The 25,732-nt window shown below is 54.8% G+C and carries 20 protein-coding genes and 1 pseudogene; 10 read left to right on the top strand and 11 right to left on the bottom strand.

From position 1 onward, the window contains the following. Positions 1-88: 88 nt before the first annotated feature. The 8 genes from WH279_RS00400 to pilM form a co-directional block, all read right to left on the bottom strand. A complete protein-coding gene (locus tag WH279_RS00400) occupies positions 89-1,072 on the bottom strand; it encodes an SPOR domain-containing protein (RefSeq protein WP_339454567.1) in 984 nt (327 codons plus the stop codon). A gap of 92 nt (positions 1,073-1,164) precedes the next feature. Further along, the gene (aroB, locus tag WH279_RS00405) at positions 1,165-2,253 is read right to left on the bottom strand and encodes a 3-dehydroquinate synthase (RefSeq protein WP_200642653.1); all 1,089 of its coding nucleotides are present in this window, start codon (positions 2,251-2,253) and stop codon (positions 1,165-1,167) included. 53 nt (positions 2,254-2,306) lie between these two features. Further along, positions 2,307-2,828, bottom strand: coding sequence for a shikimate kinase AroK (gene aroK, locus WH279_RS00410; RefSeq protein ID WP_048917675.1), 522 nt, complete (start codon positions 2,826-2,828; stop codon positions 2,307-2,309). 392 nt (positions 2,829-3,220) lie between these two features. After that, a complete protein-coding gene (gene hofQ / locus WH279_RS00415; RefSeq protein WP_339454571.1) occupies positions 3,221-4,465 on the bottom strand; it encodes a DNA uptake porin HofQ in 1,245 nt (414 codons plus the stop codon). After that, complete coding sequence (locus tag WH279_RS00420; protein ID WP_339454572.1) at positions 4,386-4,787, bottom strand: HofP DNA utilization family protein; 402 nt, start codon at positions 4,785-4,787, stop codon at positions 4,386-4,388. Before WH279_RS00420 ends, hofQ begins: the two co-directional genes overlap by 80 nt. Continuing rightward, complete coding sequence (locus tag WH279_RS00425; protein ID WP_339454574.1) at positions 4,777-5,274, bottom strand: HofO family protein; 498 nt, start codon at positions 5,272-5,274, stop codon at positions 4,777-4,779. The genes WH279_RS00420 and WH279_RS00425 overlap by 11 nt, the downstream gene beginning before the upstream one ends. After that, positions 5,271-5,816 carry a PilN domain-containing protein gene (locus WH279_RS00430; RefSeq protein ID WP_339454576.1) on the bottom strand — a complete coding sequence of 182 codons (546 nt, stop codon included), beginning with the start codon at positions 5,814-5,816 and terminating at the stop codon, positions 5,271-5,273. Before WH279_RS00430 ends, WH279_RS00425 begins: the two co-directional genes overlap by 4 nt. Then, the gene (gene pilM / locus WH279_RS00435) at positions 5,816-6,643 is read right to left on the bottom strand and encodes a pilus assembly protein PilM (protein WP_339454578.1); all 828 of its coding nucleotides are present in this window, start codon (positions 6,641-6,643) and stop codon (positions 5,816-5,818) included. Before pilM ends, WH279_RS00430 begins: the two co-directional genes overlap by 1 nt. 115 nt (positions 6,644-6,758) lie before the next feature. Between pilM and mrcA the strand changes: the two genes are divergently transcribed. Next, the gene (gene mrcA / locus WH279_RS00440) at positions 6,759-9,311 is read left to right on the top strand and encodes a peptidoglycan glycosyltransferase/peptidoglycan DD-transpeptidase MrcA (protein WP_200642647.1); all 2,553 of its coding nucleotides are present in this window, start codon (positions 6,759-6,761) and stop codon (positions 9,309-9,311) included. Positions 9,312-9,389: 78 nt separating this feature from the next. Here the strand turns inward: mrcA and nudE are convergent, their stop codons facing one another. After that, a complete protein-coding gene (gene nudE / locus WH279_RS00445) occupies positions 9,390-9,956 on the bottom strand; it encodes an ADP compounds hydrolase NudE (RefSeq protein ID WP_133846704.1) in 567 nt (188 codons plus the stop codon). 399 nt (positions 9,957-10,355) lie between these two features. Between nudE and WH279_RS00450 the strand changes: the two genes are divergently transcribed. The 4 genes from WH279_RS00450 to pckA all read left to right on the top strand — a co-directional run bounded on the left by WH279_RS00450 (position 10,356) and on the right by pckA (position 15,943). Then, a complete protein-coding gene (locus WH279_RS00450) occupies positions 10,356-12,494 on the top strand; it encodes an intracellular growth attenuator family protein (protein WP_339454582.1) in 2,139 nt (712 codons plus the stop codon). 130 nt (positions 12,495-12,624) lie between these two features. Then, positions 12,625-13,026 carry a ribosome-associated heat shock protein Hsp15 gene (gene hslR / locus WH279_RS00455; RefSeq protein WP_200642645.1) on the top strand — a complete coding sequence of 134 codons (402 nt, stop codon included), beginning with the start codon at positions 12,625-12,627 and terminating at the stop codon, positions 13,024-13,026. 22 nt (positions 13,027-13,048) lie between these two features. Next, positions 13,049-13,927, top strand: a complete 879-nt coding sequence (gene hslO / locus WH279_RS00460) for an Hsp33 family molecular chaperone HslO (RefSeq protein WP_133846657.1) — start codon at positions 13,049-13,051, stop codon at positions 13,925-13,927. 396 nt (positions 13,928-14,323) lie between these two features. Next, a complete protein-coding gene (pckA, locus tag WH279_RS00465; RefSeq protein WP_339454587.1) occupies positions 14,324-15,943 on the top strand; it encodes a phosphoenolpyruvate carboxykinase (ATP) in 1,620 nt (539 codons plus the stop codon). A gap of 40 nt (positions 15,944-15,983) precedes the next feature. On the opposite strand, the gene envZ is transcribed toward pckA, so the two are convergent. Then, positions 15,984-17,351 carry a two-component system sensor histidine kinase EnvZ gene (gene envZ / locus WH279_RS00470; protein WP_200642643.1) on the bottom strand — a complete coding sequence of 456 codons (1,368 nt, stop codon included), beginning with the start codon at positions 17,349-17,351 and terminating at the stop codon, positions 15,984-15,986. Next, entirely contained in the window at positions 17,348-18,067 is a 720-nt protein-coding gene (ompR, locus tag WH279_RS00475; RefSeq protein WP_001157751.1) for an osmolarity response regulator transcription factor OmpR, read from the bottom strand. The genes envZ and ompR overlap by 4 nt, the downstream gene beginning before the upstream one ends. 288 nt (positions 18,068-18,355) lie before the next feature. On the opposite strand from ompR, the pseudogene greB reads away from it, so the two are divergent. The 5 genes and pseudogenes from greB (at position 18,356) to WH279_RS00500 (ending at position 25,717) form a co-directional block, all read left to right on the top strand. Continuing rightward, positions 18,356-18,835, top strand: a pseudogene (gene greB, locus WH279_RS00480) (transcription elongation factor GreB). 100 nt (positions 18,836-18,935) lie between these two features. Beyond that, positions 18,936-21,266, top strand: coding sequence for a Tex family protein (locus WH279_RS00485; RefSeq protein WP_339454606.1), 2,331 nt, complete (start codon positions 18,936-18,938; stop codon positions 21,264-21,266). A gap of 137 nt (positions 21,267-21,403) precedes the next feature. Continuing rightward, positions 21,404-21,646, top strand: a complete 243-nt coding sequence (gene feoA / locus WH279_RS00490; RefSeq protein WP_200642641.1) for a ferrous iron transporter A — start codon at positions 21,404-21,406, stop codon at positions 21,644-21,646. After that, positions 21,643-23,946 carry a Fe(2+) transporter permease subunit FeoB gene (gene feoB, locus WH279_RS00495; protein WP_339454608.1) on the top strand — a complete coding sequence of 768 codons (2,304 nt, stop codon included), beginning with the start codon at positions 21,643-21,645 and terminating at the stop codon, positions 23,944-23,946. The genes feoA and feoB overlap by 4 nt, the downstream gene beginning before the upstream one ends. Before the next feature lie 82 nt (positions 23,947-24,028). Continuing rightward, positions 24,029-25,717, top strand: coding sequence for a sugar phosphorylase (locus tag WH279_RS00500; protein WP_339454610.1), 1,689 nt, complete (start codon positions 24,029-24,031; stop codon positions 25,715-25,717). Positions 25,718-25,732 lie beyond the last annotated feature (15 nt).

Raw genomic sequence — 25,732 nt, forward strand, 5'->3', positions numbered from 1 at the left:
CACCGACAGCATATCTGCGCTTTGAATGCTCTGCGTGCCAGCGGCACGCACACACACTAAGGATACGCCGGGTTTCCCCGGCGGGGGGTTATTTACCCGCTTCTTTTTTTACCTGGCTAACCGGTTTTACCCAGGGATTCTGAGCACGAACTTCCGCCGGTAGAGAGGCAACAGCGCGTTTAGCATCACCTGAAGTCGCATAAGAGCCACTCACCAGCACATACCAAGGCTGTCCGTTACGCGTGGTCTGATAGACATGATAGCCACTCAGATTTTGTTTTTTCGCCCAGGCATTCAACGTGTCAGAACGCGATGCACTGCTGAGTTGCAACGTAAAGTTACCGCCGGGTGTGCTACCGCTACGCGCGGCTGGCGTGCTCTGACTGGCTGTCGTCGCTGGTTTACTCTCTTTCGCCGCAGGCTTACTGGCAGCAGGCGTATGGGCCGCCGCCGGTTTATTCTGGTGCGTTGCCGTCGGACGTGGAGCCGTAACAGGTTTGTTGCTTGTCTGGCGCGGAGTTTCTGCCCCTGGTGCTACCGTGGCAGCCGCCGTTGGCAATGAAGACTCTCCCTGACCTGCCTGCGCTGCAGCATCAACCTGCCCTTGCTGGTCATTCAAAGCTGTATTCAGATCGCCAGGCAGTTCAACACGCTGTTGATTCGGCGGTGTCTGCACTGGCTGTGCTTCTGTCGGCGTTGGGGAAATCGGCGGAACACCCACATTCTGTGACGAATCCGTCTGAGCATTATTCGCGCCTGGACGGGTTTCAGACGTGGCTGGCTGCTGGCCTGACTGGCCGCTCATTGAAGAAGACCCGGAGATATCGATATTCTTTTCACCACCTGAGTTACCCGCAGGTGTTACAGGTTGTTTCGCATTACTGCTATCAGGTGATTTCAATGCAGACCCAATACCTAACACAAGCAGCAGCAGAACCAGGATACCAATTCCCATCATCATATGCTGTCGGGATACAGGGATTTTTGGTGCAGACGACGTTTTGCGGGACCGCGTTGGTCGGCGGTCGCTGGTGTCAGGTTTTAACTCGTCTTCCGGTTTAAACTCGTCCATTTAACCTCCTCCCATAGAGCGGCAATGCCGTTCGAACCCTTGAACGGCGATACATCAGAATAGTAGCCAGGAGACCTGGCAACAGATAATCGCTATGGCTTCTGACAATCCTGAATGGATGCAAGAACCATATCATGTGGTACTCCGCTGCGCACTTCGGCTTTGCCGATGGCCAGTGGAAGAATCAGACGCAGCTTGCCAGCCAGTACTTTTTTATCACGCATCATATGTGGCAGGTAATCAGCCGCCGCCATACTTTCTGGCCCATGTACCGGTAACCCGGCACGCTGTAACAACGTGATAATACGGTCTGTATCTTGCGAACTGAACTGGCCAAGACGTTCAGCGTTGCGCGCAGCCATCACCATCCCGGCTGCCACCGCTTCGCCGTGCAGCCAGTTGCCGTAACCCATATGGGCTTCAATGGCGTGACCATAGGTATGCCCAAGGTTCAGCAACGCACGCTGGCCGTGCTCATGTTCATCTGCTGCCACCACTTCAGCTTTCAACTCACAGCAGCGGCGGATACAGTACGCCAGCGCCGTGCCATCCAGCGCCAGCAAGGCATCGAGATTGTTTTCAAGCCAGGTGAAGAATTCACCGTCAAGGATGATGCCGTATTTGATCACTTCCGCCAGACCGGAAGAGAGCTCACGCGCTGGCAGGGTATTCAGGCAGTCAAGATCCACCACCACCGAGGCAGGTTGATAAAATGCCCCAATCATGTTTTTACCCAACGGATGATTGACGGCAGTTTTCCCCCCCACAGAGGAGTCAACCTGCGACAGCAGCGTGGTTGGTACCTGGATAAAGCGTACGCCACGCTGGTAGCTGGCGGCTGCAAATCCGGTTAGATCACCAATCACACCGCCACCGAGTGCCACCAAAGTGGTATCCCGGCCATGAGGTCTGGACAGTAATGCGGTAAAAACCTGCTCCAACACGGCCAGCGATTTAAACTGCTCACCGTCCGGCAGAATCACCTGATCGACCACCACGCCCGCGCCCTCAAGGCGTGAACGCAATGGTTCCAGATAGAGAGGAGCCAGCGTCTGGTTGGTTACCAGCATGACCTGATCGCCCGCTTTAAGCGGCCAAAAAGAAGCCGGATCTGCGAACAACCCGGCGGCGATGGTAATGGGGTAACTGCGATCCCCAAGAGTTACGGTAATCCTCTCCATGACGCTGTATCACCTTTTTTGCTGTGCCCACGAGTGGGCCATCAGAGCCTGAATCAGCTCTTTTCCAACATATTGATAATTTGATTAGCCACCACTTTCGCACTTTGATCGTCAGTACGAATGGTTACGTCAGCAATCTCTTCATACATCGGATTGCGTTCATCGGCTAATGCTTCCAGCACTTCACGCGGTGGAGAATCCACCTGCAACAGCGGACGCTTTTTGTCGCGCTGAGTACGTGCCAGTTGCTTTTCGATAGTCGTTTCAAGATAAACCACTACGCCACGGGCGGAGAGACGATTGCGCGTTTCGCGCGACTTGACGGAACCGCCACCTGTCGCCAGCACAATGCCCTGCTTTTCAGTGAGTTCATTGATGATTTTTTCTTCGCGATCGCGGAAGCCTTCTTCGCCTTCGACGTCAAAAACCCAGCCCACATCCGCTCCGGTACGTCGCTCAATTTCTTGATCGGAATCGAAAAATTCCATATTGAGTTGTTGAGCTAACTGACGCCCAATAGTGCTTTTGCCGGCACCCATAGGCCCAACCAGAAAGATATTGCGTTTCTCTGCCATTTTTTCGGTATTACTAAGACAATTCGTTGATGATACCCCGCCTTAAACCAGGCAGGACATGAACTGAAACCTCATGAGCGATAGTGCGAGAGTCAGATGAAAATTATCTCAACACTGAAGGTGTTTTGGCAACCGATTAAATTTACCTTGCCCATTGCACGCAATATTTTGGCGCGTTTCAGTCCGCTTCATTTATCAGCCGGATGTGGTTGCATCGGCTACGCCGGTTGCGCACGATAAAAAACGGTTAAAAAGCATTCGCTGCTAAGGGCACCTGGCCCGTAATTCAAAATCGCTAAACCTTGTAAGCTAATTCCGTCCTTGCGTCAAACCCAACTGTCAGCAATTCCGGAAAAAACATGCAGGTGTTACAGTTTGCCTCAAAATTCGCATTAATCGCTACGAATCAGTCTCGGTGTGATGAAGATCACCAATTCACGCCTTTTTTGTTCACGCACATCGTGACGAAACAGGCCACCCAATAGCGGAATATCGCCCAAAAAAGGCACCTTAGTGCGCCCTGTGCCGCTCTGTTGCTGAAAAATCCCTCCCAGCGCCAGCGTCTGCCCATCCTTCAACATCACCTGGGTATCAATCTCCTGCTTATCGATGGTCAGAACCTCTTTTTCACCGCTTCGCATATTTTTTCCGGGTACATTTTGAGAAATATGCAGTTTCAGCAAAATCCGACCGTTAGCCTGCACTTCTGGCGTGACTTCCATCGCCAGCATCGCCTCTTTAAACTCCATGGTGGTCGAACCACTATTACCACTGGCAACCTCATAGGGAATTTCTGTACCTTGTTTGATACTGGCCGTCTGCTGATGCGAGGTGAACAAACGTGGGCTGGCAATAATCTCGGCCTGGTGCTCTCTTTCCAGCGCGCTCAACTCAAGATCCAGCAACTGACCATCCAGTTTTGCCAGCGTAAAACCCACCATGCCCGCCGGGTGACTGACGCCAAGATCCACTCTAAGCTGGCTGCTTCGCAACGCCTGTGCCACCTGTTCAGATCCACTTAGCCCCCAGTTAACCCCTAACTCGCGCAGATTCTCTTCACTGATGGTGACGATGTGTGCTGCCAGTTCAATCTGTGCCAACGGCACATCTAACTGGCGCACCCAGCGTTCTACCTGATCGAGGGCGCTTTCAGTATCACGTAATAGCAGACTGTTGGTTCGACTATCCAGCGTAATGCTGCCACGCACGGTCATTAATCGGGCCCGCTCATTTTGCAAGCTGCCGTTGACCGCTGCGGCATCGGCATGCTGGAGAGTGAGTGTACGGTTATGCAGGGGGAGCGTCTGTTCCTGTGCTTCACGGCGAGCGGCCGTTTTACGATCCTCTTCTTGCCGCCAGCTTTCCGGATAAACCAGCATCACATTGCCCTGTTTTTCCATTGTCAGGCGCCCCATTTTTAACACCAACTGTAAAGCCTGCTGCCAGGGCACATCTTTTAGCCGAAGAGACAGCGTGCCTTCTATTCCGGGCGCCACCACCAGGTTGAGCTGCTGATAATCGGCCAGCGCCTGTAATACCTGCCCGACAGGGGCAGCGTCAAAAGCGAGAGAAAGGGGAATCTGGCTGGCGGATATCGGGCTTATCAGCGCCAGCCACAGGCAAATCATCCTGAGCATTATGTCGTCCTTTTAAACCCAGCCGACGTGGCGGCTGGCAGTCCTGTAAAATCGTAATCGTGACAGCGTGAGCATCAATCTCCGCGATACGCCAGTCCGTGCCAGGTAATGGGTCGCCAGTCTGCCGCCAGAGCAATTGATGTTGAGGCGAGACCAACCACGCGTCATAGCGGCCCTCTCGGCCAATCAGTCCCAGTAAACGCCAGGTGAGTTCCGTCTCTGCCACGGACGCGCAACGCTGGACGTTCAGAGGAAAAAAAGGATCGCGCGCCCACCCGTTACACATCAACAACAGCAATCCCCAGGCCAGCTTAATTTTCATCCGTTAACTCCATGATCAGGCGCAATTGCTGTTCCTCACGTTGCAGTTTGAACTGGGAAAACAGTAACGTGGGCTGAAGCGCAGAAAGATAATCCAGCAGCGCAATAAATTGTGGCCAGTTCAGCGTCAGAGACAGCTCACCGCCCTGCCCCGCAGGGCGCCAGTATTCCAGCACCGCACCGCTGGCTTTGAGCAAGTCGGACAGTGAGTAAGACCCGCTGACGTCAGAGACAAGCTGTGCCTCGAGCTGTTCTGTCTGCTGCTGTAAGGCGGCAAGTGCGGGCATGGCACGGAGTAATTGCAACTGCTGGCGATAACGATGTGCCTGCTGCTGCCATTGCTGTTCCCACTGCTGCTGCTTTTGTTGTATCGGACGCAGCCAGACACCCCATAACAGCATCGCCAGCAACAGCGCCGCGCCACAAAAACTGCACAAGCGCAGCCAGGCTGCCATTTGCAACCAGCCGATCAGCCAGCGGTGCATCATTCGATGGCGCCAGAAGACAAGACCGGTAATGCCAGCATATCGAACGTTATTTCGCCCGTGCGCACACGCTGGACCGCCCCCAGGTTCACCTGTGTAAACAACGTAACCTCACGTAATCTGTCACGCAGTTGATGCAGTTCCTGAATGCTGGCCGCCACCCCGCGTAACACCAGTTCCTTACGGGTTTTATGCAAAACGTTCAGCCACGTATCCGGAGGAAAGTGCGCGCCGAGCCCGCGTGCGAAATCACGCCACTGAACCATCTGCTGTTGCCGGCGCACGAGGTGATCCTGCTGACGTTGCAAGGCGATGAGCTGCTGCCTCACGGCCTGCGTGCGCCCGTTCAGAGCCTGTGCCTCGTTCAGCGCGGCGTTCCACAGCCCCTGCATGCTACTCTGTTGGTGATTGAGACTGCGCTGCCAGTATCCCTTCAGCATCAGCATGGAAAACACCAGCACTAACGCGCCCCCTGCCAGACGCCAGACGCGCCAGCGCTTCTGCAATTGCACCTGCCGCCAGGGTAATAAGTTCACCCATACCATCAGTCATCCTCCGGGCGTAATGCCAGGCCGGTTGCCAACGCAAAAGCACCGTCATACACGGGTAACGGCGGCTGATAACATTGCACTGCGGCCAGCGGCGACAGTGCGAAGGTGCCTTCCGGTCGCTCTTCTGCCAGCACAGAGCTGTACCAGACTGAGTGACTGCCTTGTAAGTATCGCTGCTGTAGTGCGCTAAAATCGGCTGCATCTTCCTGTGAACACCAGCCCCAGGCATGTTCACCCGACTGCGGGGCATACCACAGCCAGTGATCGCTCAGGCGGTGCACCAACGCAGCGGACGTCTCCAGTGACAGCTCACGAGCCAGCGCATACAGCGCCGCCGGAGTCAGTTCCAGAACGTCTGGAGCCAGCGATGCCTGTTGCAGGCAGTCTACCCAATTTTGTAGTGCGTCCTGACGTGCGGCCGTCAGATACATCGATCCGTCAGCGTCATCACTACAACGGTAATCCAGCGCCAGCACTTCGGGTGCGATTGGGAAAAGTCGCCTCGCCGCCGCCATGATGTAACTGCTATGATCGGATTCACGTAATCGCAAGGCAGGCTTCGTCAGCTGGCGCTGCATGACTAACTGTGGGGGAAAGCCCACCCGCAATGAAATGCGAGCAGGAAGGTGTTTACGCCAGCGTTGCAGTAATGCCACCACATCGTCCGGGCGTTGCACCAGGCCATTTCTTAACGTATCTTGCGGCAACGTATGCTGCCACCAATGACGTAGCTGCCAGCCGTTTCGACGGCGCTGGATGCCCAGGGCGCAGAGCTGCCCGTTTTGAATATCCAGCCCGACTTGCCATGTTTGAAAAGCCATTGCGCGATCTCCTTATCGTCTGTTGAAAAGGACGTATCCAAGGTACAGGCTTGCCTTTATACTACCGCGCGATTGTTTATAAACTGCCCAACCGACTTTAAGTGGGAAATATCAGGTGAAGTTCGTAAAGTATTTATTGATCCTTGCAGTGTGTTGCATCTTGCTGGGAGCTGGCTCGATCTATGGTTTGTACAAATACATAGAGCCACAGCTCCCGGATGTCGCCACGCTGAAAGATGTGCGTCTGCAGACGCCAATGCAGGTCTACAGTGCTGATAACGAGCTTATCGCACAGTACGGCGAGAAACGCCGTATTCCACTGACGCTGCAACAAATCCCACCGCAAATGGTGAAGGCCTTTATCGCGACGGAAGACAGCCGCTTCTATGAACATCATGGCGTCGACCCGATTGGTATTTTCCGTGCAGCCAGCATTGCGCTGGTTTCCGGTCATGCGTCGCAGGGGGCCAGTACCATTACCCAGCAGCTGGCACGTAACTTCTTCCTCAGCCCTGAACGTACTCTGATACGTAAGGTCAAGGAAGTGTTCCTCGCCATTCGCATTGAACAAATGATGAGCAAGGACGAGATCCTTGAGCTGTATCTGAACAAGATTTACCTCGGCTACCGCGCCTATGGTGTTGGCGCTGCGGCACAGGTCTATTTTGGTAAGAGCGTTGACCAGCTGTCACTGAGTGAGATCGCCATGATCGCCGGCCTGCCAAAAGCGCCGTCGACGTTTAACCCACTCTATTCTCATGATCGTGCTGTGCAGCGTCGCAATACCGTCCTGGCGCGTATGCTTGACCAGCACTACATCACGCAGATGCAATATAACGAAGCCCGCAGCACACCACTGGTGGCGGACTATCATGTGCCGGAAATTGCTTTCTCAGCGCCTTATCTGACTGAGATGGTGCGTCAGGAGATGATCAAGCGCTTCGGTGAGAACGCCTACAACGATGGCTACAAGGTCTATACCACTGTCACCCGTAAACTCCAGTTGGCGGCACAGAAATCGGTTCAGGACAACGTGATTGCCTATGATATGCGTCATGGTTATCGCGGTCCGGCCAGTGTGTTGTGGAAAGTGGGTGAACAGGCGTGGGGCCACAGTGAAATCATGAAAACGCTGAAGTCTCTGCCGGTGTACGGTCCGCTGTTCCCGGCCGTGGTCACCACCAGTAACAGCGATGAAGCCACTGCCATTATGCGTGATGGCAGCAGCGTTGCGCTAAACCTCGCCAGTGTTCGCTGGGCGCGCCCGTTCAAGTCTGACACCTTACAAGGTGCCACTCCGCGTTCGGTGAGCCAGGTATTACAGCCTGGCCAGCAGATTTGGGTACGTAAGGTGGATAACGACTGGCAGCTGAGCCAGGTGCCGGATGTGAACTCCTCACTGGTGTCGCTCGACCCACACGATGGTGCCGTGCGCGCCCTTGTAGGCGGTTTTGACTTCAATCTGAGCAAGTTTAACCGTGCAACCCAGGCGTTACGCCAGGTCGGTTCCAATATCAAACCGTTCCTGTATACCGCAGCAATGGATCGCGGTTTGACGCTGGCATCCATTCTTAACGACGTGCCGATTTCTCGTTGGGATGCCGGTGCCGGTGCCGACTGGCGTCCGAAGAACTCACCCAATACCTACGCGGGCCCCATTCGTCTGCGCCAGGGATTGGGGGAGTCGAAGAACGTTGTGATGGTGCGCGCCATGCGCGCCATGGGCGTCGACTATGCGGCCGAATATTTGCAGCGTTTTGGCTTCCCGGCACAGAACATCGTCCATACGGAATCACTGGCGCTGGGTTCGGCCTCCTTCACCCCCTTGCAGATGGTACGTGGCTATTCTGTGATGGCGAACGGCGGCTTCCTGGTTGACCCGTACTTCATCACGCGCATCGATGATGAGCAAGGCAACCACGTCTTCGAAGCGAAACCGAAAGTCGCCTGTGCAGAGTGCAATCTGCCGGTGATCTATGGCAACACTCAGAAGGCCGTCGCACTGAGTGAAGACAGCGTGGAAAACGTGGCGGTATCGTCGGAAGGTAACAATGTTGCCGTGCCACAACCGCAGCTGGAGCAGGTTCCACAGCGGGGTCAGCAGGATGGCCAGCAGCAATATGCGCCACACGTGATCAACACCCCGCTGGCGTTCCTGATTAAAAGCGCGCTGAATTCGAATGTGTTTGGTGAACCAGGCTGGATGGGGACGGGCTGGCGTGCTGGCCGTGACCTTAAGCGTAACGATATCGGTGGCAAAACCGGTACCACTAATAGCTCAAAAGATGCCTGGTTCTCTGGCTACGGGCCGGGGGTTGTCACCTCGGTGTGGATCGGTTTTGACGATCACCGCCGTGACCTTGGACGCACTACGGCTTCCGGGGCGATCAAAGATCAGATATCAGGCTACGAAGGCGGTGCCAAGAGCGCCCAGCCAGCATGGGATGACTATATGAAGTCCGCGCTGGATGGGGTGCCGTTACAACCCCTGACGCCGCCAGAGGGCGTAGTGACGGTCAATATCGACCGCAGCACCGGCAAACTGGCGAACGGTGGCGGCAATAGCCGCGCGGAGTACTTCATCAACGGCACCCAGCCGACGGAGTATTCCGTACATGACGTTGGCACCACACTGATGGACAACGGAGAAAGTCACGAGTTGTTCTGATACAAAAATGCCGGGCAAGTGCCCGGCATTTTTTATTACAGGTCAGCCAGCCGCGCTCACCCGCTACGATAGCTCACATCAGTAACTCAGCCGGCCTTGCTTCACCAGCCATTCGCGGACCAGAAACAGCGCACTGACGTTACGCGATTCGCGAAAATCAGGTTCATCCAGTAGCGCCAGCAAGTTATTCAGCGGCCAGCGCAGTTGCGGTAATGGCTCAGGTTCATCCCCTTCCAACTGCTCAGGATAAAGCCCCTCTGCCACCACAATGTTCATCTGGCTGGAAAAATAGGAGGGCGCCATCGTCAGTTTTCCCAGCGTCTCCAGTTGATGAGCGCCAAACCCGGCCTCTTCTTTTAGCTCACGGTTGGCTGCTTCAAACGGCGTTTCGCCAGCATCAATCAATCCCTTCGGGAACCCCAGCTCGTAGCTTTCCAGCCCGACGGCATACTCCTGAATCAGAATCAGATGATCGTCGACAATCGGCACGATCATGACCGCTTCACGGCCGGAGGAACGCATGCGTTCATACACGCGGCGTGCACCGTTGCTGAACTCCAGATCAACGGCTTCAACCGTGAACAGCCTGGAGCGTGCAACAGCTTCAACTTTGTGGATAGTAGGTTTTTGTAATTGTCTGGTCATCATGGCCCCAGCGAAAAGCCGAATAAGGTTAACGTCATGCCCGGTATAAACACGGGTGTGCTATTGTCCATTGTGCGGCAGGCGCCGCAGGAATCCAATCATCGCATGAATCATTTTACTTTTTTATAACAAATCCTTGTTACTATAAGGAAAATCTTTTAAAGAATGTCAATTAAACGACTAAAAAATAGGATTATGCCGATATCTGTTAGGGTAAATGCCTGGTAACATCACCCCCGGCCATGCTATACAATTATTCTAATTTTATGATTTTTAGCGCTATTTTTAATCACACAGTGAATTGCCTATTCTGTCTTCACTCGCCATTTTTGGCTGGTATTGACCCACCATCTTATGCGAGAGAAATGACAGGAGCATCGTGGCAGGAATGAGGGGAGCATGAGCACAATAGTCATCATATTGGCTGTAATGCTGGCCTGCTCGGTGACGGCAGGTTGTTTTTTTTGGTACGCTATGCGGCATCGCCCGCCGTTGGCGAAACCACTGCCATTCATCAGTCCCCCTTATCGCAAATTGAGCGACGAAGAGCGCACGGCGGTAGAACGCTATGTCTCAATGCTGGCCAGTAATCGTCACGATACCCAGCCAACCGGCGCCAGTAGCTCCCCCGAACAACTGGTTCTGACGTCTCAAAGCAACAATGTTTATCCCGTCACTCGCTCCATCACCCGCTACGGACTCTCCACCGACGACCAAAATAAATGGCGCTACTACCTGGATGCGGTTGAAGTGCATCTGCCCCCTCTATGGGAGCAGTACATTGCGGAAGAGAACTACGTTGAGCTCATTAAAACGCAAACGATCCCGCTGGTCATTTCACTCAATGGGCACTCACTGACCCAATATCGTTGGGAATCGCCTGCACTGATGCCGATGGTACGCGCGACCGGGCAAAATGCCTCTATCCGCAAGGAAGAGGGTGAGAACGTTGAGCTTCTCAGAGTCCGCAAGGAGAGCCTGGAAGAGTATGCGTTGAGCAGGCCGGATGGCACCCGTGAAGCCGTGCTTATCAGCACGGGATTACTGCTGTTTTTCATCAGCCTGGTGGGGCCGGTTGTTCTGATGCCATGGCTGGTACTGGCCGGAATAAGTATGATTTTGTTTAGCATCTGGATGCTGTACCGCCGCCCCACAGAGAAAGACCTGCGCGACATCCACTGCCTGCGCGGCGCACCGAAACGCTGGGGCTTATTTGGCGAATCCAACCAGGGCCAGGTCAGTAACATCTCGCTGGGTATTATCGATTTGATCTATCCGCCACACTGGCAAAGCTACGTAACCCAGGACCTGGGTCAAACCACCGACGTTGATATCTATCTTAACCGCCAGGTCGTTCGCCAGGGACGTTTCCTCTCCCTGCAGGATGAGGTGCGTAATTTCCCAATCCAACGCTGGCGTAAAAATGTTGTGCTGGCTGCGGGTGCGTTGTTGGTGCTGGTACTGCTGATTTCCTGGATCCCCCTGAGCATGCCACTGAAGTTGAGCCTGGCATGGATTAAAGGCACGGAAAGTCTGCAGGTCACGCAGGTGAGTGACTTAGAAAACGTTGCCCTGCATGTGGGCGACAGCCTGAAAGTCAAAGGCACGGGGATGTGTTCGATCCCAGCCACCTATCAGGGCAACCGCAGCTATGACTTTATGCCGTTCGACTGCTCTGCGGTATACTGGAACAACGCTGAACCCCTGCCCCTGCCGCAGTCCGATATTATCGATAAAGCCACCGCACTGCTGGATACCACCCGGATGCAGCTTCATCCGCAGACCAGCACCGATCCAAAACTCAATCCGCAGCTGGCCACCGCCATTCAAAAGTCAGGCATGATCCTGCTGGATGACTTCTCCGATATCGTGCAAAAAACCCAGGATTTGTGCAGCCAGGAACAGGACTGTGTGCGTCTGAAAAATGCGCTGGTCAACCTCGGCAATGCCAAAGACTGGCAGACGCTGGTGCATCGTGCCAATTCTGGTGCACTCAACGGCATGAACGTGCTACTGCGCCCGGTGAGCGCCGAAGCGCTGGAAAACCTGGTCAATACCGCGACGTCCTCTTTCTTCTACCGAGAAACACGCCGTGCCTCAGACGCGCTGAACAGCCCTCCTCCGGGTGGTTTCCTGATCCTCAGCGATGAAGGCCGCCAGTTGGTGAATCAACCCTCCCCGGCGGCATCACTGTTTGATTACAACGCGCCTGACCAATGGCCAGAACTGCAACGTCTGGCTGGTATGCTGCTGCACACGCCGTTTAAGGCTAACGGGATCATTACCAGCATCACCACCGATGCCAACGGTACGCGCCATATCGCACTGCACAGCGAGCCGGATACCATCACATTATGGCACTACCTCGGCAGCAGTTTGCTGTTGCTGTTGCTTACTCTGATTCTGGTCATTAACACACTACTGGCGCTGCGTCGCATCCACCGTAATCGTCTTCGGATGATGGAAATTCATCAGTATTACGACAAATGCCTCAACCATTCGCTCAACGATATACAGACCGTGCGGCCGATGTTCTGACCCCATCGCATCTGTGCTATTTTTAATAGCTAGTGCCCTCCATACCCAAAATAATCCAGGACGCCCCACCCGTTAACTTGAAAGACGACGGGGGACACCCTATATAGGGGTATTCCCAAAAGGAGCAGCGATGAAAGAGAAACCCTCAGACGGGGTCCGGCTCGATAAATGGCTTTGGGCCGCCCGGTTTTATAAAACCCGGGCAGATGCACGCGAAATGATCGAAGGCGGCAAAGTCCATTACAACGGTCAACGCAGCAAACCCAGTAAACTGGTGGAAGTCGCTGCGGAGCTGACGCTGCGCCAGGGTAACGATCAGCGCACCGTAGTAATTGAAGCGGTCACTGACAAACGTGGCCCGGCGACTGTTGCGCAACAATTGTACCGTGAAACGGTAGAAAGTATTGAGAAGCGGGAAAAAGTGGCACTGGCGCGTAAAATGAACGCCCTGACTATGCCGCACCCTGACCGGCGCCCTGATAAAAAGGAACGTCGTGACCTGATGAAATTTAAACATTCTGGCGACGAATAACGCCACACTCGAGAGAAACACTATGTCCCAGCAAGACCAGATGCACCGTTACCTGTTCGAAAACCATGCTGTGCGCGGCGAACTGGTTACCGTATCCCAGACATGGCAGGAAATCATTGAGGGCCATGACTACCCTCAGCCAGTGCAACAGGTCCTTGGCGAACTGCTGGTGGCCACCAGCCTGCTGACAGCCACCCTGAAATTTGACGGTGATATCACGGTGCAATTGCAGGGTGATGGCCCGCTTAACATGGCGGTGATCAACGGTAATAATCTTCAGGAAATGCGTGGGGTTGCGCGTATGCAGGGTGAAATTGCCGACGGCAGCAGCCTGAAAGAGATGGTCGGCAATGGCTATCTGGTGATCACCATTTCTCCGAAAGAAGGTGAGCGCTATCAGGGCGTTGTCGGCCTGGAAGGTGACACCCTGGCCGCCTGCCTGGAAGATTACTTTATGCGTTCAGAGCAGCTCCCTACTCGCCTGTTTATCCGCACCGGCGAAACAGAATCGCAGGTGGGTGCAGCCGGTATTCTGTTGCAGGTTCTCCCGGCTCAGGATGCCAGTCTGGATGAGTTCAACCACCTGGCGACGTTGACAGAAACGATTAAAACGGAAGAGCTGCTGGGCCTGCCAGCGAATGACGTGCTGTGGCGCCTCTATCATCAGGAAGAAGTCACCCTGTTTGAACCCCAGAACGTGAGTTTCAAGTGCACCTGTTCACGCGAACGTTGCGGCGATGTGCTGCGCACACTCCCGGATGAAGAAGTGGATCAAATCCTGCAGGAAGATGGCAATATTGATATGCACTGTGACTACTGCGGTAATCATTATGTCTATGATGCGGTCGATATTGCCGCGATCCGTAATGATTCTGCGACAGGTGACCAACAGGTTCATTAATCGCCAGAGGCCGGATATTCTCCGGCCTTTTTCATTTCCACAATGCCCCCGTTTTTACGCTGCCTGCCTTTATTTCTCATCAAAAAACAATACGATACTCCCGTCACAAAAAGTCGAACTTTCCACCTGACAATCCTCCCCTCCCTGGTATTTATCACTAAAAACAGACACCGACTTAGCACTATTGATGCAACAAATGCGATTCTTTTCATTGAACCCAGCGTGGCTTCTCATTTTCCTTCTTTGCCGCTTTCGCTGTTTTCTGGCGGGTGTAAACTGCGCGCGATCGTGGTATCACCCGGCACTGATGCAGAAGTCGGAGGTCACTCGCGATAATAAAGTTGAAATACCCCTACAATTTGACGCAGTACAAAAAACCGACAAAGGAGCAGTAACATGCACACTAACGACCTGACCTTGCAGGACCTCGTCGCTTATGGCATCACTGATACGGTTAAGGTGATTCATAATCCTGATTATGACACCCTGTTTAAGGAAGAAACCCTACCCACATTAAACGGTTTTGAGCACGGTATCATCACGCAGTCTGGCGCTGTGGCCGTGGATACCGGCATTTTTACCGGACGTTCTCCGAAAGACAAATATCTGGTACGTGACGAAACCACCCGCGACACGCTGTGGTGGAGTGACCAGGGCAAAGGTAAAAATGATAACCATCCCCTCTCGCAGGAAACCTGGCAGTCGCTGAAAAACCTTGTCACGCAGCAGCTCTCCGGCAAACGCCTGTTTGTGGTCGATGCCTGGTGCGGCGCTAACCCGGACTCACGCCTCAGCGTACGCTTTATCACGGAAGTCGCCTGGCAGGCGCACTTTGTGAAGAACATGTTTATACGCCCGGATGAATCGGGTCTGGCGAATTTCACACCTGACTTCGTGGTGATGAACGGCGCCAAGTGCACCAACCCGGACTGGCAGGCGCAGGGACTGAACTCCGAGAACTTTGTCGCCTTTAACCTGACGGAAAACATACAGCTTATCGGGGGAACCTGGTACGGCGGCGAGATGAAGAAAGGGTTGTTCACTATTATGAACTACCTGCTGCCGCTAAAAGGGATCGCGTCGATGCACTGCTCGGCAAACGTCGGTGAAAAAGGGGATGTTGCCATATTCTTCGGCCTGTCGGGCACGGGCAAAACCACACTGTCTACCGACCCAGAGCGCAAGCTGATTGGCGATGATGAACATGGCTGGGATGATGACGGCGTGTTTAACTTTGAAGGGGGCTGCTACGCTAAAACGATCAAGCTGTCAGAAAAAGCAGAACCGGAGATCTACCATGCGATCCGCCCGGATGCCCTGCTGGAGAACGTTGTCGTTCGCAGCGATGGTTCGGTGGATTATGACGACAGCAGCAAGACCGAGAACACCCGCGTCTCCTACCCGATTTACCATATCGACAATATTGTTAAACCGGTGTCGAAAGCCGGCCACGCGAAGAAAGTGATTTTCCTGACCGCTGACGCTTTTGGCGTGCTGCCCCCCGTATCACGCCTGACCGCCGAGCAGACCCAGTACCATTTCCTGTCCGGTTTTACCGCCAAACTGGCCGGTACTGAGCGTGGCGTCACCGCCCCCACTCCCACCTTCTCAGCCTGCTTTGGTGCCGCGTTCCTGACTCTGCACCCCACACAGTACGCAGAGGTTCTGGCGAAACGGATGAAAGACGCAGGCGCAGAAGCCTGGCTGGTGAACACCGGCTGGAACGGCAGCGGGAAACGTATTTCGCTCGCCGATACGCGGGCGATTATCAACGCTATCCTCAGTGGGGACATCGCCCATGCAGAAACCACCACGTTGCCTGTTTTCAACCTGGAGATACCGCTGACTCTGCAAGGTATAGACAGCAAACTGCTCGACCCGCGTCAAACCTGGTCGAGTGAAGCCGAATGGGAAACAAAGGCCCGGGATTTGGCTCAGAGATTTATCAATAACTTCGATAAGTTTACCGACACCAAAGCGGGTGAAGCTCTGGTGAAAGCCGGACCGACACTGTAAGCCAGTGGAATCGGGTGAGGCATGCCTCACCCCTACGACATCATGCCGCGCCCTTGCCTGTCACTGTCGGCCCTGGCGGAAGGCTGGCAGGTGGCAATGGCAGCCAGGCACGAATGCGTAAGCCCCCTTTTTCACTCTTACCAATCTCCAGTGCCCCCTGGTGAGCATCAATAATACGTTGCACAATCGCCAGTCCCAGGCCCGTGCCGCTGGTACTGCGTGCGCTGTCGCCGCGCACGAACGGCTGAAGCAGGTGCTTAAGCTGGTCGGGTTCAATACCGGGACCATCATCGTCCACCTGGAACCAGGCCCGATGCAGCTCGCGGCCGGAACTGACCTTAATCCAGCCATTACCATAACGGGCAGCATTGACGACCATATTGGCAATAGCACGCTTAATCGCAAGGGGATTAATATCCAGCATCAGCTCAGTGGACATTACGGCGTTTTCAATTTCACGCTCGTAACCGCTTTCTGCCGCCACCACTTCCCCCAACACACTGTTGAGGTCCGCGCGTTCAAACTGCATCTCCTGGCCCGTACGCAGGTAATCAATAAACTGTTCGATAATCGCATTACATTCTTCGATATCTTTATTGATCGACTCAGCCAGATAGCCATCCTGCTCTGACATCATTTCCGTTGCCAGACGAATACGCGTCAATGGCGTTCTCAGGTCATGACTCACCCCGGCCATCAGCAGGGTTCGGTCATCAGCTAACTGTTTCACACCAGACGCCATCTGATTGAATGCCCGCGTCACCGAACGGACCTCAGAGGCACCATACTCGCGCAGTGGTGGCGGGATAATGCCTTTACCCACCTGTAACGCTGCGTGCTCCAGCTCCACCAGCGGGCGGTTCTGGATACGTATAAACAGCCAGGCTCCGCCGATCGCCAGCAACATAATCGCCAGCGTGTAGCGGAACAACGGAGAGAAATCGCCCTGATGGATCTCGGTCAGGGGGACGCGCACCCAGATATCCGGCGACAGCCAGGTTTTCAGCCACACCACCGGGGAGTTCTTATTGACCTCCACACGAACATCGGTCGGGCCACCCAACTGCTGCGCCATCTGTTGGCTGAGGAACTGATAGTGCTGCGCCCAGCGTAATCCGCTCTCTTCCGCCGCTGCATTGGTATACAGCGAGATGCCGAGTTCACGGTAGATTTCACGGCGAAATGCCGGAGGCACTTCCAGCTGCGTGCCATCTTCCAACTGCAAACGGTCGGTCATCAACATACGCACTTCATAGGCCAGAACTTTGTTGAACTGTTGCAGACTGGGCAAAATTGCAAAGTTCAGCACCACCAGATAGGTCGTTACCAGGCTGACGAACAGCAGGGTAACGATCAATAACAGTGTGCGGGCAAATGAACTACGGGGAGAGAAGCGGAATCGCCTCATGCTTTACTGCCGTCCGGCACGAAGACATAGCCCAGGCCCCAAACGGTCTGGATGTAGCGCGGATGAGCCGGATCTTCTTCCACCATACGGCGCAAACGGGAGATCTGTACGTCGATAGAACGCTCCATCGCACTGTACTCACGACCACGGGCCAGGTTCATCAGTTTATCGCGCGACAGCGGCTCACGCGGGTGGCTCACCAGCGCTTTCAGCACGGCGAACTCGCCGCTGGTCAGTGGCATCGGCTCATCTTCACGGAACATCTCGCGGGTACCGAGGTTCAACTTGAATTTACCGAAAGCAATCACCGCTTCTTCCTGAGAAGGTGCGCCCGGCAGTTCATTCGCCTGACGACGCAGCACCGCACGGATACGGGCCAGCAGTTCACGTGGGTTGAACGGTTTTGGAATATAGTCATCCGCACCGATTTCGAGGCCCACGATACGATCCACTTCCTCGCCTTTGGCAGTGACCATAATAATCGGCATCGGGTTGCTCTGGCTGCGCAGACGGCGGCAAATCGACAGGCCATCTTCGCCAGGTAACATCAGGTCCAGCACCATCAGGTGGAATGATTCACGTGTCAGCAGGCGATCCATCTGCTCAGCATTGGCCACGCTACGCACCTGGAAGCCCTGCTCGGTCAGATAACGCTCCAGCAGTGCACGCAAACGCATGTCATCATCTACCACCAGGATTTTGTAATTTTCTTGCATTTCGTTACTCCCAAAGGCGCTATTGCCTGAGCCTGTATTTTCAAAAAAGATGCCTGAATGTAACAGTCAATAATGGTTTATATTGTAGCCGAAATTGTTACAAAGCATATTAAACAGCAGCTTATCTGTAACCTGGGTCAAAAAAACCTGGGGATGAACGGTTTTTTCCAGCGTATTTATCATGACAAACAAGCAGTAACGTTGCGGCATAATTCGGAACAATGAATTTGCATCCCGTCACACAGCACAACAAAATAGTCTGCATATCACGATGACGATGGCTGAATGATGAAAACCAAACTGATTACCCGCGAAGGCTACAACCTGCTGAAGCAGGAGCTGGACTTCCTGTGGCGCGAAGATCGCCCGGAAGTGACGAAAAAGGTCACCTGGGCGGCCAGCCTTGGCGATCGCAGTTAAAATGCCGACTATCAGTACAACAAAAAACGCCTGCGTGAAATTGACCGCCGGATACGCTATCTGACCAAGTGCCTGGAACAGCTGCGTATTGTCGACTATTCCCCTCAGCAGGATGGCAAAGTGTTTTTCGGTGCCTGGGTAGAGGTGGAAAATGATGATGGCGATCTGAAGCATTTCCGCATTGTCGGCTATGACGAGATTTTTGGTCGTAATGACTATATCTCTATCGACTCGCCGATGGCGCGTGCGTTGCTGAAAAAAGAGATCGGGGATGCCGCCATCGTCCACACCCCGGTGGGTGAAGCGCTGTGGTACGTCAATGCGATCAGCTACGTCAAAGAGTCTTAAACTCGCCGTTGCAGCCATGCTGACAGCCTGATGACTGGCATTATGCTGCTGCAATCCGTATAACTGTTGCCAATTTCTTAAGCTAAAAAGTGTCCCAACAATGATGAATAATTCACTGAGCCGCCTGATTGCAAGTGAGCTAAAGGCCAGACCAGAACAGGTTGAAGCCGCTGTTCGCCTGCTCGACGAAGGAAATACCGTGCCGTTTATCGCACGTTATCGTAAGGAAGTGACCGGCGGGTTAGATGATACCCAACTGCGTCAGCTGGAGACCCGACTGGGTTACCTGCGCGAACTTGCCGACCGTCGCCAGTCCATTCTGAAATCCATTGCCGACCAGGGAAAACTGACCGATGAACTGGCAGCGGCAATCAACGCCACTCTGAGTAAAACCGAGCTCGAAGACCTCTACTTGCCTTACAAACAGAAGCGCCGCACGCGCGGTCAGATCGCTATTGAAGCCGGTCTGCAACCCCTGGCGGACACGTTATGGCAGGAGCCGTCTCACGACCCTGAACAACTGGCCGCTGGCTACATTGATGCCGACAAAGGTGTGGGAGACACCAAAGCGGCACTGGATGGTGCACGCTATATCCTGATGGAACGCTTCGCAGAAGATGCCGGGCTGCTGGCAAAAGTACGTGACTACCTGTGGAAAAATGCACACCTGGTCGCACGCGTGATCGATGGCAAAGAAGAGGAAGGCGCAAAATTCCGTGACTACTTCGATCATCATGAAGCGTTATCCACTGTGCCTTCACACCGTGCGCTGGCCATGTTCCGTGGGCGTAACGAAGGTATCTTACAGTTGGCGCTGAATGCTGATCCGCAGTTCGATGAACCACCGCGCGAAAGCCACGGTGAGCAGATCATCACGGACCATCTGAATCTGCGCCTGAACAATGCGCCAGCGGATGCCTGGCGTAAAGCCGTGGTCAGCTGGACCTGGCGCATCAAGGTGCTGCTGCACCTCGAAACCGAACTGATGGGCACTGTGCGTGAACGCGCGGAAGACGAAGCGATTAATGTCTTCGCCCGCAATCTGCACGATCTGTTGATGGCGGCACCGGCGGGGATGCGCGCCACGATGGGTCTCGATCCTGGCCTGCGTACCGGGGTCAAAGTCGCCGTAGTGGATGCGACCGGGAAGCTGGTCGCGACCGACACCATCTATCCTCACACCGGGCAGACTGCCAAAGCCGCAGCGGCCGTAGCGGCACTCTGCACCCAACATCAGGTTGAACTGGTCGCCATCGGCAACGGTACGGCATCGCGTGAAACCGAGCGTTTCTATCTTGAGGTGCAGAAGCAGTTCCCGCAGGTACAGGGCGAGAAAGTCATCGTCAGCGAAGCGGGAGCCTCGGTCTATTCCGCTTCCGAACTGGCGGCGCTGGAGTTCCCCGGCCTGGATGTCTCGCTGCGTGGTGCGGTTTCCATTGCCCGTCGCTTACAGGACCCGCTCTCCGAACTGGTGAAAATCGACCCGAAATCCATTGGTGTCGGCCAGTACCAGCATGACGTCAGCCAGAGCCAGTTAGCGAGAAAACTTGATGCGGTAGTGGAAGACTGCGTAAACGGCGTGGGTGTCGATCTGAATACCGCCTCTGTGCCGCTGCTAACGCGCGTGGCAGGGCTGAGCAAGATGATCGCCCAGAATATTGTCACCTGGCGTGACGAGAACGGCCGTTTCCAGAACCGTCAGCAGTTACTGAAAGTCGGTCGTCTGGGGCCAAAGGCCTTTGAACAGTGCGCCGGATTCCTTCGCATCACTCAGGGCGATAACCCACTGGATGCCTCTACCGTGCACCCGGAAGCGTATCCTGTCGTGGAGCGCATTCTCGCCGCCACCGAGCAGGCACTGAACGACCTGATGGGTAACCCGACTGAGCTGCGTAATCTGAAAGCCGTTGATTTTACCGATGAGCGTTTCGGCGTGCCGACCGTGAGTGACATCATCAAAGAGCTGGAAAAACCGGGCCGCGATCCCCGTCCTGAGTTTAAAACCGCACAGTTCGCTGACGGCGTCGACACCATGAATGACCTGCTCCCGGGGATGGTGCTGGAAGGCTCGGTGACTAACGTCACCAACTTCGGCGCCTTCGTCGATATCGGCGTCCATCAGGATGGTCTGGTGCATATCTCCTCACTGGCCGATAAATTTGTCGATGACCCACACAAAGTGGTGAAAGCTGGTGATGTGGTCAAAGTGAAGGTGATGGAAGTGGATTTACAGCGTAAGCGTATTGCACTGACCATGCGTCTTGACGAGCAGCCAGGCGAAACCAATGCGCGACGCGGTGGCGGCAACAAATCGCCGGACCGTGACAATGCACGCCCGGCAAAAGCCAACAACAAACGCCCTGCTGCTCAGTCTGCGGGCAACAGCGCGATGGGCGATGCGCTGGCCGCCGCGTTTGGTAAAAAAAGCTAATCCTCCCCGGCGGGCCTCACGGCCCGCTCTTTTTTCCTAACCTCCCCACTTGCCCTGCGATTAAGTTGCTCCATATCAATGTGAGCAAGAATCACTCTCATTAAAATTCTCAGTGTCTATTTAAGCAGGCACCGCCAATGCACATGATCCCACAGCATACCTACCGAATCGTCGGTTTTTCGTCATCCATCAATCCGGTATTTCGCCAGAAACTGATGGCGCTGGGGCTGTTGCCCGGCGCCACCTTTCGGCTGATCCGCATCGCGCCACTGGGCGATCCGCTGCATATTGAAACCCGCCACGTGAGCCTGATGTTGCGCAAAAGGGACCTTGATTTGCTCCAGCTGGAAGCCATGCAGTCAGCCGGAGAGACAGCATGAAAACCATCACTATCGCACTGACCGGGAACCCAAACGTAGGTAAAACCACCCTGTTTAACCAGCTCACCGGATCGCGCCAGCGGGTCGGTAACTGGGCCGGGGTAACCGTCGAGCGCAAAGAGGGGCTGTTCACCACCGCAGAGCATCAGGTGCAGTTGGTTGATCTGCCGGGCTGTTACTCGCTCACCACCCTCTCGGCGCAGGCATCGCTGGACGAACAGATTGCCTGCCAGTATCTGCTGAGCGGTGATGCTGACCTGGTGATTAACGTGGTGGATGCCAGTAACCTTGAACGTAATCTTTATCTGACCTTGCAGCTGCTGGAAATGGGGCAGCCCTGCATCGTGGCGTTAAACATGCTGGATATTGTTGAAAGCCAGCAAACAGAGTTAGACCTCGCGGCGCTGGAACAGGCCCTGGGCTGCCCGGTGATACCGCTGGTTTCGACACGCGGGCGCGGCATCAAACCACTGAAAGAGACCATCGACCGCTATTCACGCCAGCCTACCCTGCTTGATGTCCCCTATTCGCAGCCGCTGCAACAGGCATTACGTGAACTGGTCGCGGCCATGCCTGCCGCCACGCCCGAAGGGCAGAAACGCTGGCTGGCCCTGCATATGCTGGAAGGGGACATCTGGAGCCAGCAGCAGATGCCCGCTGCCCAGGCGTTACTGCCTGGCATCCATGAACATCTGGGGGAAGATGCTGCCCAGTCCATTGCCAGTAGCCGCTATCAGACTCTCGAATCCCTCTGTCACAAGGTCATCCGTGTGGCCGGAAGCCGTAGCCTGTTCAGCCAGCGGCTGGATCGGCTGACCATGAACCGCTGGCTGGGTCTGCCGGTGTTTCTGCTGGTGATGTATATGATGTTCTTCCTCGCCATCAACCTTGGTGGCGCGCTGCAACCCCTGTTCGACCTTGGATCAGCGGCGATCTTTATTCAGGGTACGCAATGGCTGGGGGCTACGCTGCACCTGCCGTTATGGCTGACACTTTTCCTGGCGCAGGGCATTGGCGGCGGGATCAATACCGTGATGCCGCTGGTGCCGCAGATCGGCATGATGTATCTGTTCCTCTCTTTGCTGGAAGATTCCGGTTATATGGCGCGTGCCGCCTTTGTGATGGATCGGTTGATGCAGGCGCTGGGTCTGCCCGGTAAATCCTTTGTACCGCTGATTGTTGGCTTTGGCTGCAATGTGCCCTCGGTGATGGGTGCACGCACGCTGGACGCGCCACGGGAGCGGCTGATCACCGTGCTGATGGCGCCGTTTATCTCCTGCGGAGCGCGGCTGGCGATTTTCGCCGTCTTTGCGGCGGCCTTTTTCGGTCAGCGCGGTGCCCTGGTCGTTTTCAGCCTCTATCTGTTGGGGATCTGTGCGGCCATCGCCACTGGTCTGCTGCTGAAGCATACGCTGATGCGCGGTACCGCCAGTCCCTTTGTGATGGAACTGCCGCTGTGGCACGTTCCTCACGCCAAAAGTTTGCTGTTGCAGACCTGGCAGCGTCTGCGGGGGTTTGTCCTGCGGGCCGGGAAAGTGATTGTGCTGGTCAGTATGCTTATCGGAGCGCTAAACTGTTTTTCGTTTAGCGGCAAGCCGGTGAGTCATCTGAACGACTCCGCGCTGGCCAGCGTCAGCCAGACATTGACACCGCTGCTGGCACCGATCGGTGTTCACGATGATAACTGGCAGGCTACCGTCGGTCTGCTGACCGGAGCGATGGCAAAAGAAGTGGTAGTCGGCACGCTGAATACCCTCTACACCGCCGAAGCGCTGCAACAGCAGGCATTCGACCCTGAGCAGTTCAGTCTTCGCGCGCAACTGAGTGACGCGCTGACTCAGACATGGCAAGGCATCAAAGCCACCTTCAGCCTCAGCGTTCTCGCCAACCCTATTGAGGCCAGTAAAGGCGATGCGGAAATGGCCAGCGGCGCAATGGGTACGATGCACAGCAAGTTCGCCAGCGATGCCGCCGCCTACAGCTACCTGATTTTTGTGCTGCTGTACGTGCCGTGCGTTTCAGTGATGGGTGCCATTGCCCGTGAAAGCAGTCACCGCTGGATGCTGTTCTCGATCCTGTGGGGGCTGGATCTGGCTTACTCGCTGGCCGCTCTGTTCTATCAGGTTGCCAGTTTCCACCAGCATCCGGGCAGCAGCAGTCTGATTATTACCACTGTCCTGCTGTTCAATGCCCTGCTGCTGGGCGCGCTACGCCGGGTGCGCATCACCCCGGCGCAGATCCCGGTCAAACAGGTCAGCACCGGCTGCCAGAACTGCGCCAAAAACGGTCGTTGCCACTGATGCAGGTTGCGATTTTGTGACCAGCGTCTACAGTGAAAAATAACGTCTGAATTTTTCACCAGCGGTGGCAATTCGAATAATAATGGATATTATCAATAACTTAATAGATAAGATCTACGATTACACTTTCCCGCCATCCTGCTTACAGCGGCTGCATACGCTGATTGCTGATGCGCGGGAGCGTATTCAACAGTCACGTAAGCCACACTGGGATGAAAAAGACGTGGTGCTGATCACCTACGCCGATCAGTTTCATGAAGAGAACACACCCACCCTGACGACCTTCTCCCGTTTCTGGCAACAGCACCTGCAATCCAGCTTTAATCTGGTTCATCTGCTGCCTTTTTTCCCCTGGTCTTCCGACGATGGCTTCTCCGTTATTGACTATCACCAGGTGGACCCTAAATGTGGCGACTGGCAGGATGTGGCCGCCCTGCGCCAGCATACCCGGCTGATGTTTGATTTTGTCTGCAACCACATGTCATCTGAAAGCACCTGGTTTCACCATTATCTGGCGCAGGACCCCGGCTGGGACGATTTCTTTATCAGCATGCCGCCCACCACCGATTTAAGCGCTGTCACCCGCCCACGCACCTCACCCCTTCTCACGCCTTTTACGATGGCCGATGGTGAAACCCGTTTTATCTGGACCACCTTCAGCGCCGATCAGATCGACCTGAACTTCGCTAACCCGGAAGTGTTGATCGCGATGGTGAACGTGGTACTGGATTATCTGGAAAAAGGCGCCGATTACCTGCGGCTGGATGCCGTGGGCTACATGTGGAAAACCCCGGGGACGTCCTGCATTCATCTGGAAAAAACCCACCAACTGGTCAAACTGTTTCGCGCCATCGCCAACGAGGTGGCACCAGGCACGGTTGTGCTGACGGAAACCAACGTACCGCACAAAGATAACATCAGCTATTTTGGTAATGGTCGTGATGAGGCGCAGATGGTGTATCAATTTTCACTGCCGCCGCTGGTGCTGCACGCGATCCATTACGGATCCTCGCGCGCCCTGCGGCAGTGGGCCGCCTCCCTCGATGGCGGCAGCGGCAGCACCACCTTCTTCAATTTCCTCGCCTCACATGACGGCATCGGTCTGAACCCCTTACGCGGCATTCTGCCAGAAACTGAAATCGTTTCGCTGGTGCGCGATCTGGCGATGGAAGGGGCACTGATCTCCTATAAGAATAACCCTGACGGCAGCACCAGCCCGTATGAAATTAACGTCACCTACATGGATGCGCTGAATCAGAAACCGGACGACGACGATACCCGCCTGCGCCGTTTCCTGCTTGCTCATGCGCTGCTGCTGGCCTTTCCCGGCGTACCGGCCATCTACGTACAAAGTATTCTCGGCTCACGTAACGATGTAGAAGGCGTCAAAACCGCCGGCTACAACCGGGCGATCAACCGCCAGAAATATGCCGTCAGCGATATCGAACAGGCATTAATGGAAAAGGATTCACTGCGACAACGGGTCTACTATGCTCTCAGCCAGCTTATTCAGGTGCGTATCCAGCAGTCGGCCTTCCATCCGGATAATCCCATGAGCATCATCGACAGTGACAATTCACTGCTGGTGATGAAACGCCAGGCAAGAGAAGAACAGGAATCCCTCTGGTGTGTGTTTAACCTGAGCAACAAAGCAGTGAGTTTGATGTTGCCAGAGGCGCGCTGGTATCGGGATATTGCCAGTGACGATCGTATTGATGGTGCGCAGGCGATGCTGCTGGAAGCGTGGGAATACCGCTGGCTGAAAGCCTGAAACTGCCCACCGATG

This window comes from Erwinia sp. MYb375, from assembly GCF_037479175.1.
In the GTDB taxonomy this organism is placed as follows: domain Bacteria; phylum Pseudomonadota; class Gammaproteobacteria; order Enterobacterales; family Enterobacteriaceae; genus Erwinia; species Erwinia rhapontici.

Excerpts from the sequence above, each read along its gene's own strand:
- WH279_RS00400 (WP_339454567.1), bottom strand. The coding sequence starts at position 1,072 with ATGGACGAGTTTAAACCGGAAGACGAGTTAAAACCTGACACCAGCGAC.
- aroB (WP_200642653.1), bottom strand. The coding sequence starts at position 2,253 with ATGGAGAGGATTACCGTAACTCTTGGGGATCGCAGTTACCCCATTACC.
- aroK (WP_048917675.1), bottom strand. The coding sequence starts at position 2,828 with ATGGCAGAGAAACGCAATATCTTTCTGGTTGGGCCTATGGGTGCCGGC.
- hofQ (WP_339454571.1), bottom strand. The coding sequence starts at position 4,465 with ATGCTCAGGATGATTTGCCTGTGGCTGGCGCTGATAAGCCCGATATCC.
- WH279_RS00420 (WP_339454572.1), bottom strand. The coding sequence starts at position 4,787 with ATGAAAATTAAGCTGGCCTGGGGATTGCTGTTGTTGATGTGTAACGGG.
- WH279_RS00425 (WP_339454574.1), bottom strand. The coding sequence starts at position 5,274 with ATGATGCACCGCTGGCTGATCGGCTGGTTGCAAATGGCAGCCTGGCTG.
- WH279_RS00430 (WP_339454576.1), bottom strand. The coding sequence starts at position 5,816 with ATGGTATGGGTGAACTTATTACCCTGGCGGCAGGTGCAATTGCAGAAG.
- pilM (WP_339454578.1), bottom strand. The coding sequence starts at position 6,643 with ATGGCTTTTCAAACATGGCAAGTCGGGCTGGATATTCAAAACGGGCAG.
- nudE (WP_133846704.1), bottom strand. The coding sequence starts at position 9,956 with ATGACCAGACAATTACAAAAACCTACTATCCACAAAGTTGAAGCTGTT.
- WH279_RS00450 (WP_339454582.1), top strand. The coding sequence starts at position 10,356 with ATGAGCACAATAGTCATCATATTGGCTGTAATGCTGGCCTGCTCGGTG.
- hslR (WP_200642645.1), top strand. The coding sequence starts at position 12,625 with ATGAAAGAGAAACCCTCAGACGGGGTCCGGCTCGATAAATGGCTTTGG.
- hslO (WP_133846657.1), top strand. The coding sequence starts at position 13,049 with ATGTCCCAGCAAGACCAGATGCACCGTTACCTGTTCGAAAACCATGCT.
- pckA (WP_339454587.1), top strand. The coding sequence starts at position 14,324 with ATGCACACTAACGACCTGACCTTGCAGGACCTCGTCGCTTATGGCATC.
- envZ (WP_200642643.1), bottom strand. The coding sequence starts at position 17,351 with ATGAGGCGATTCCGCTTCTCTCCCCGTAGTTCATTTGCCCGCACACTG.
- ompR (WP_001157751.1), bottom strand. The coding sequence starts at position 18,067 with ATGCAAGAAAATTACAAAATCCTGGTGGTAGATGATGACATGCGTTTG.
- WH279_RS00485 (WP_339454606.1), top strand. The coding sequence starts at position 18,936 with ATGATGAATAATTCACTGAGCCGCCTGATTGCAAGTGAGCTAAAGGCC.
- feoA (WP_200642641.1), top strand. The coding sequence starts at position 21,404 with ATGCACATGATCCCACAGCATACCTACCGAATCGTCGGTTTTTCGTCA.
- feoB (WP_339454608.1), top strand. The coding sequence starts at position 21,643 with ATGAAAACCATCACTATCGCACTGACCGGGAACCCAAACGTAGGTAAA.
- WH279_RS00500 (WP_339454610.1), top strand. The coding sequence starts at position 24,029 with ATGGATATTATCAATAACTTAATAGATAAGATCTACGATTACACTTTC.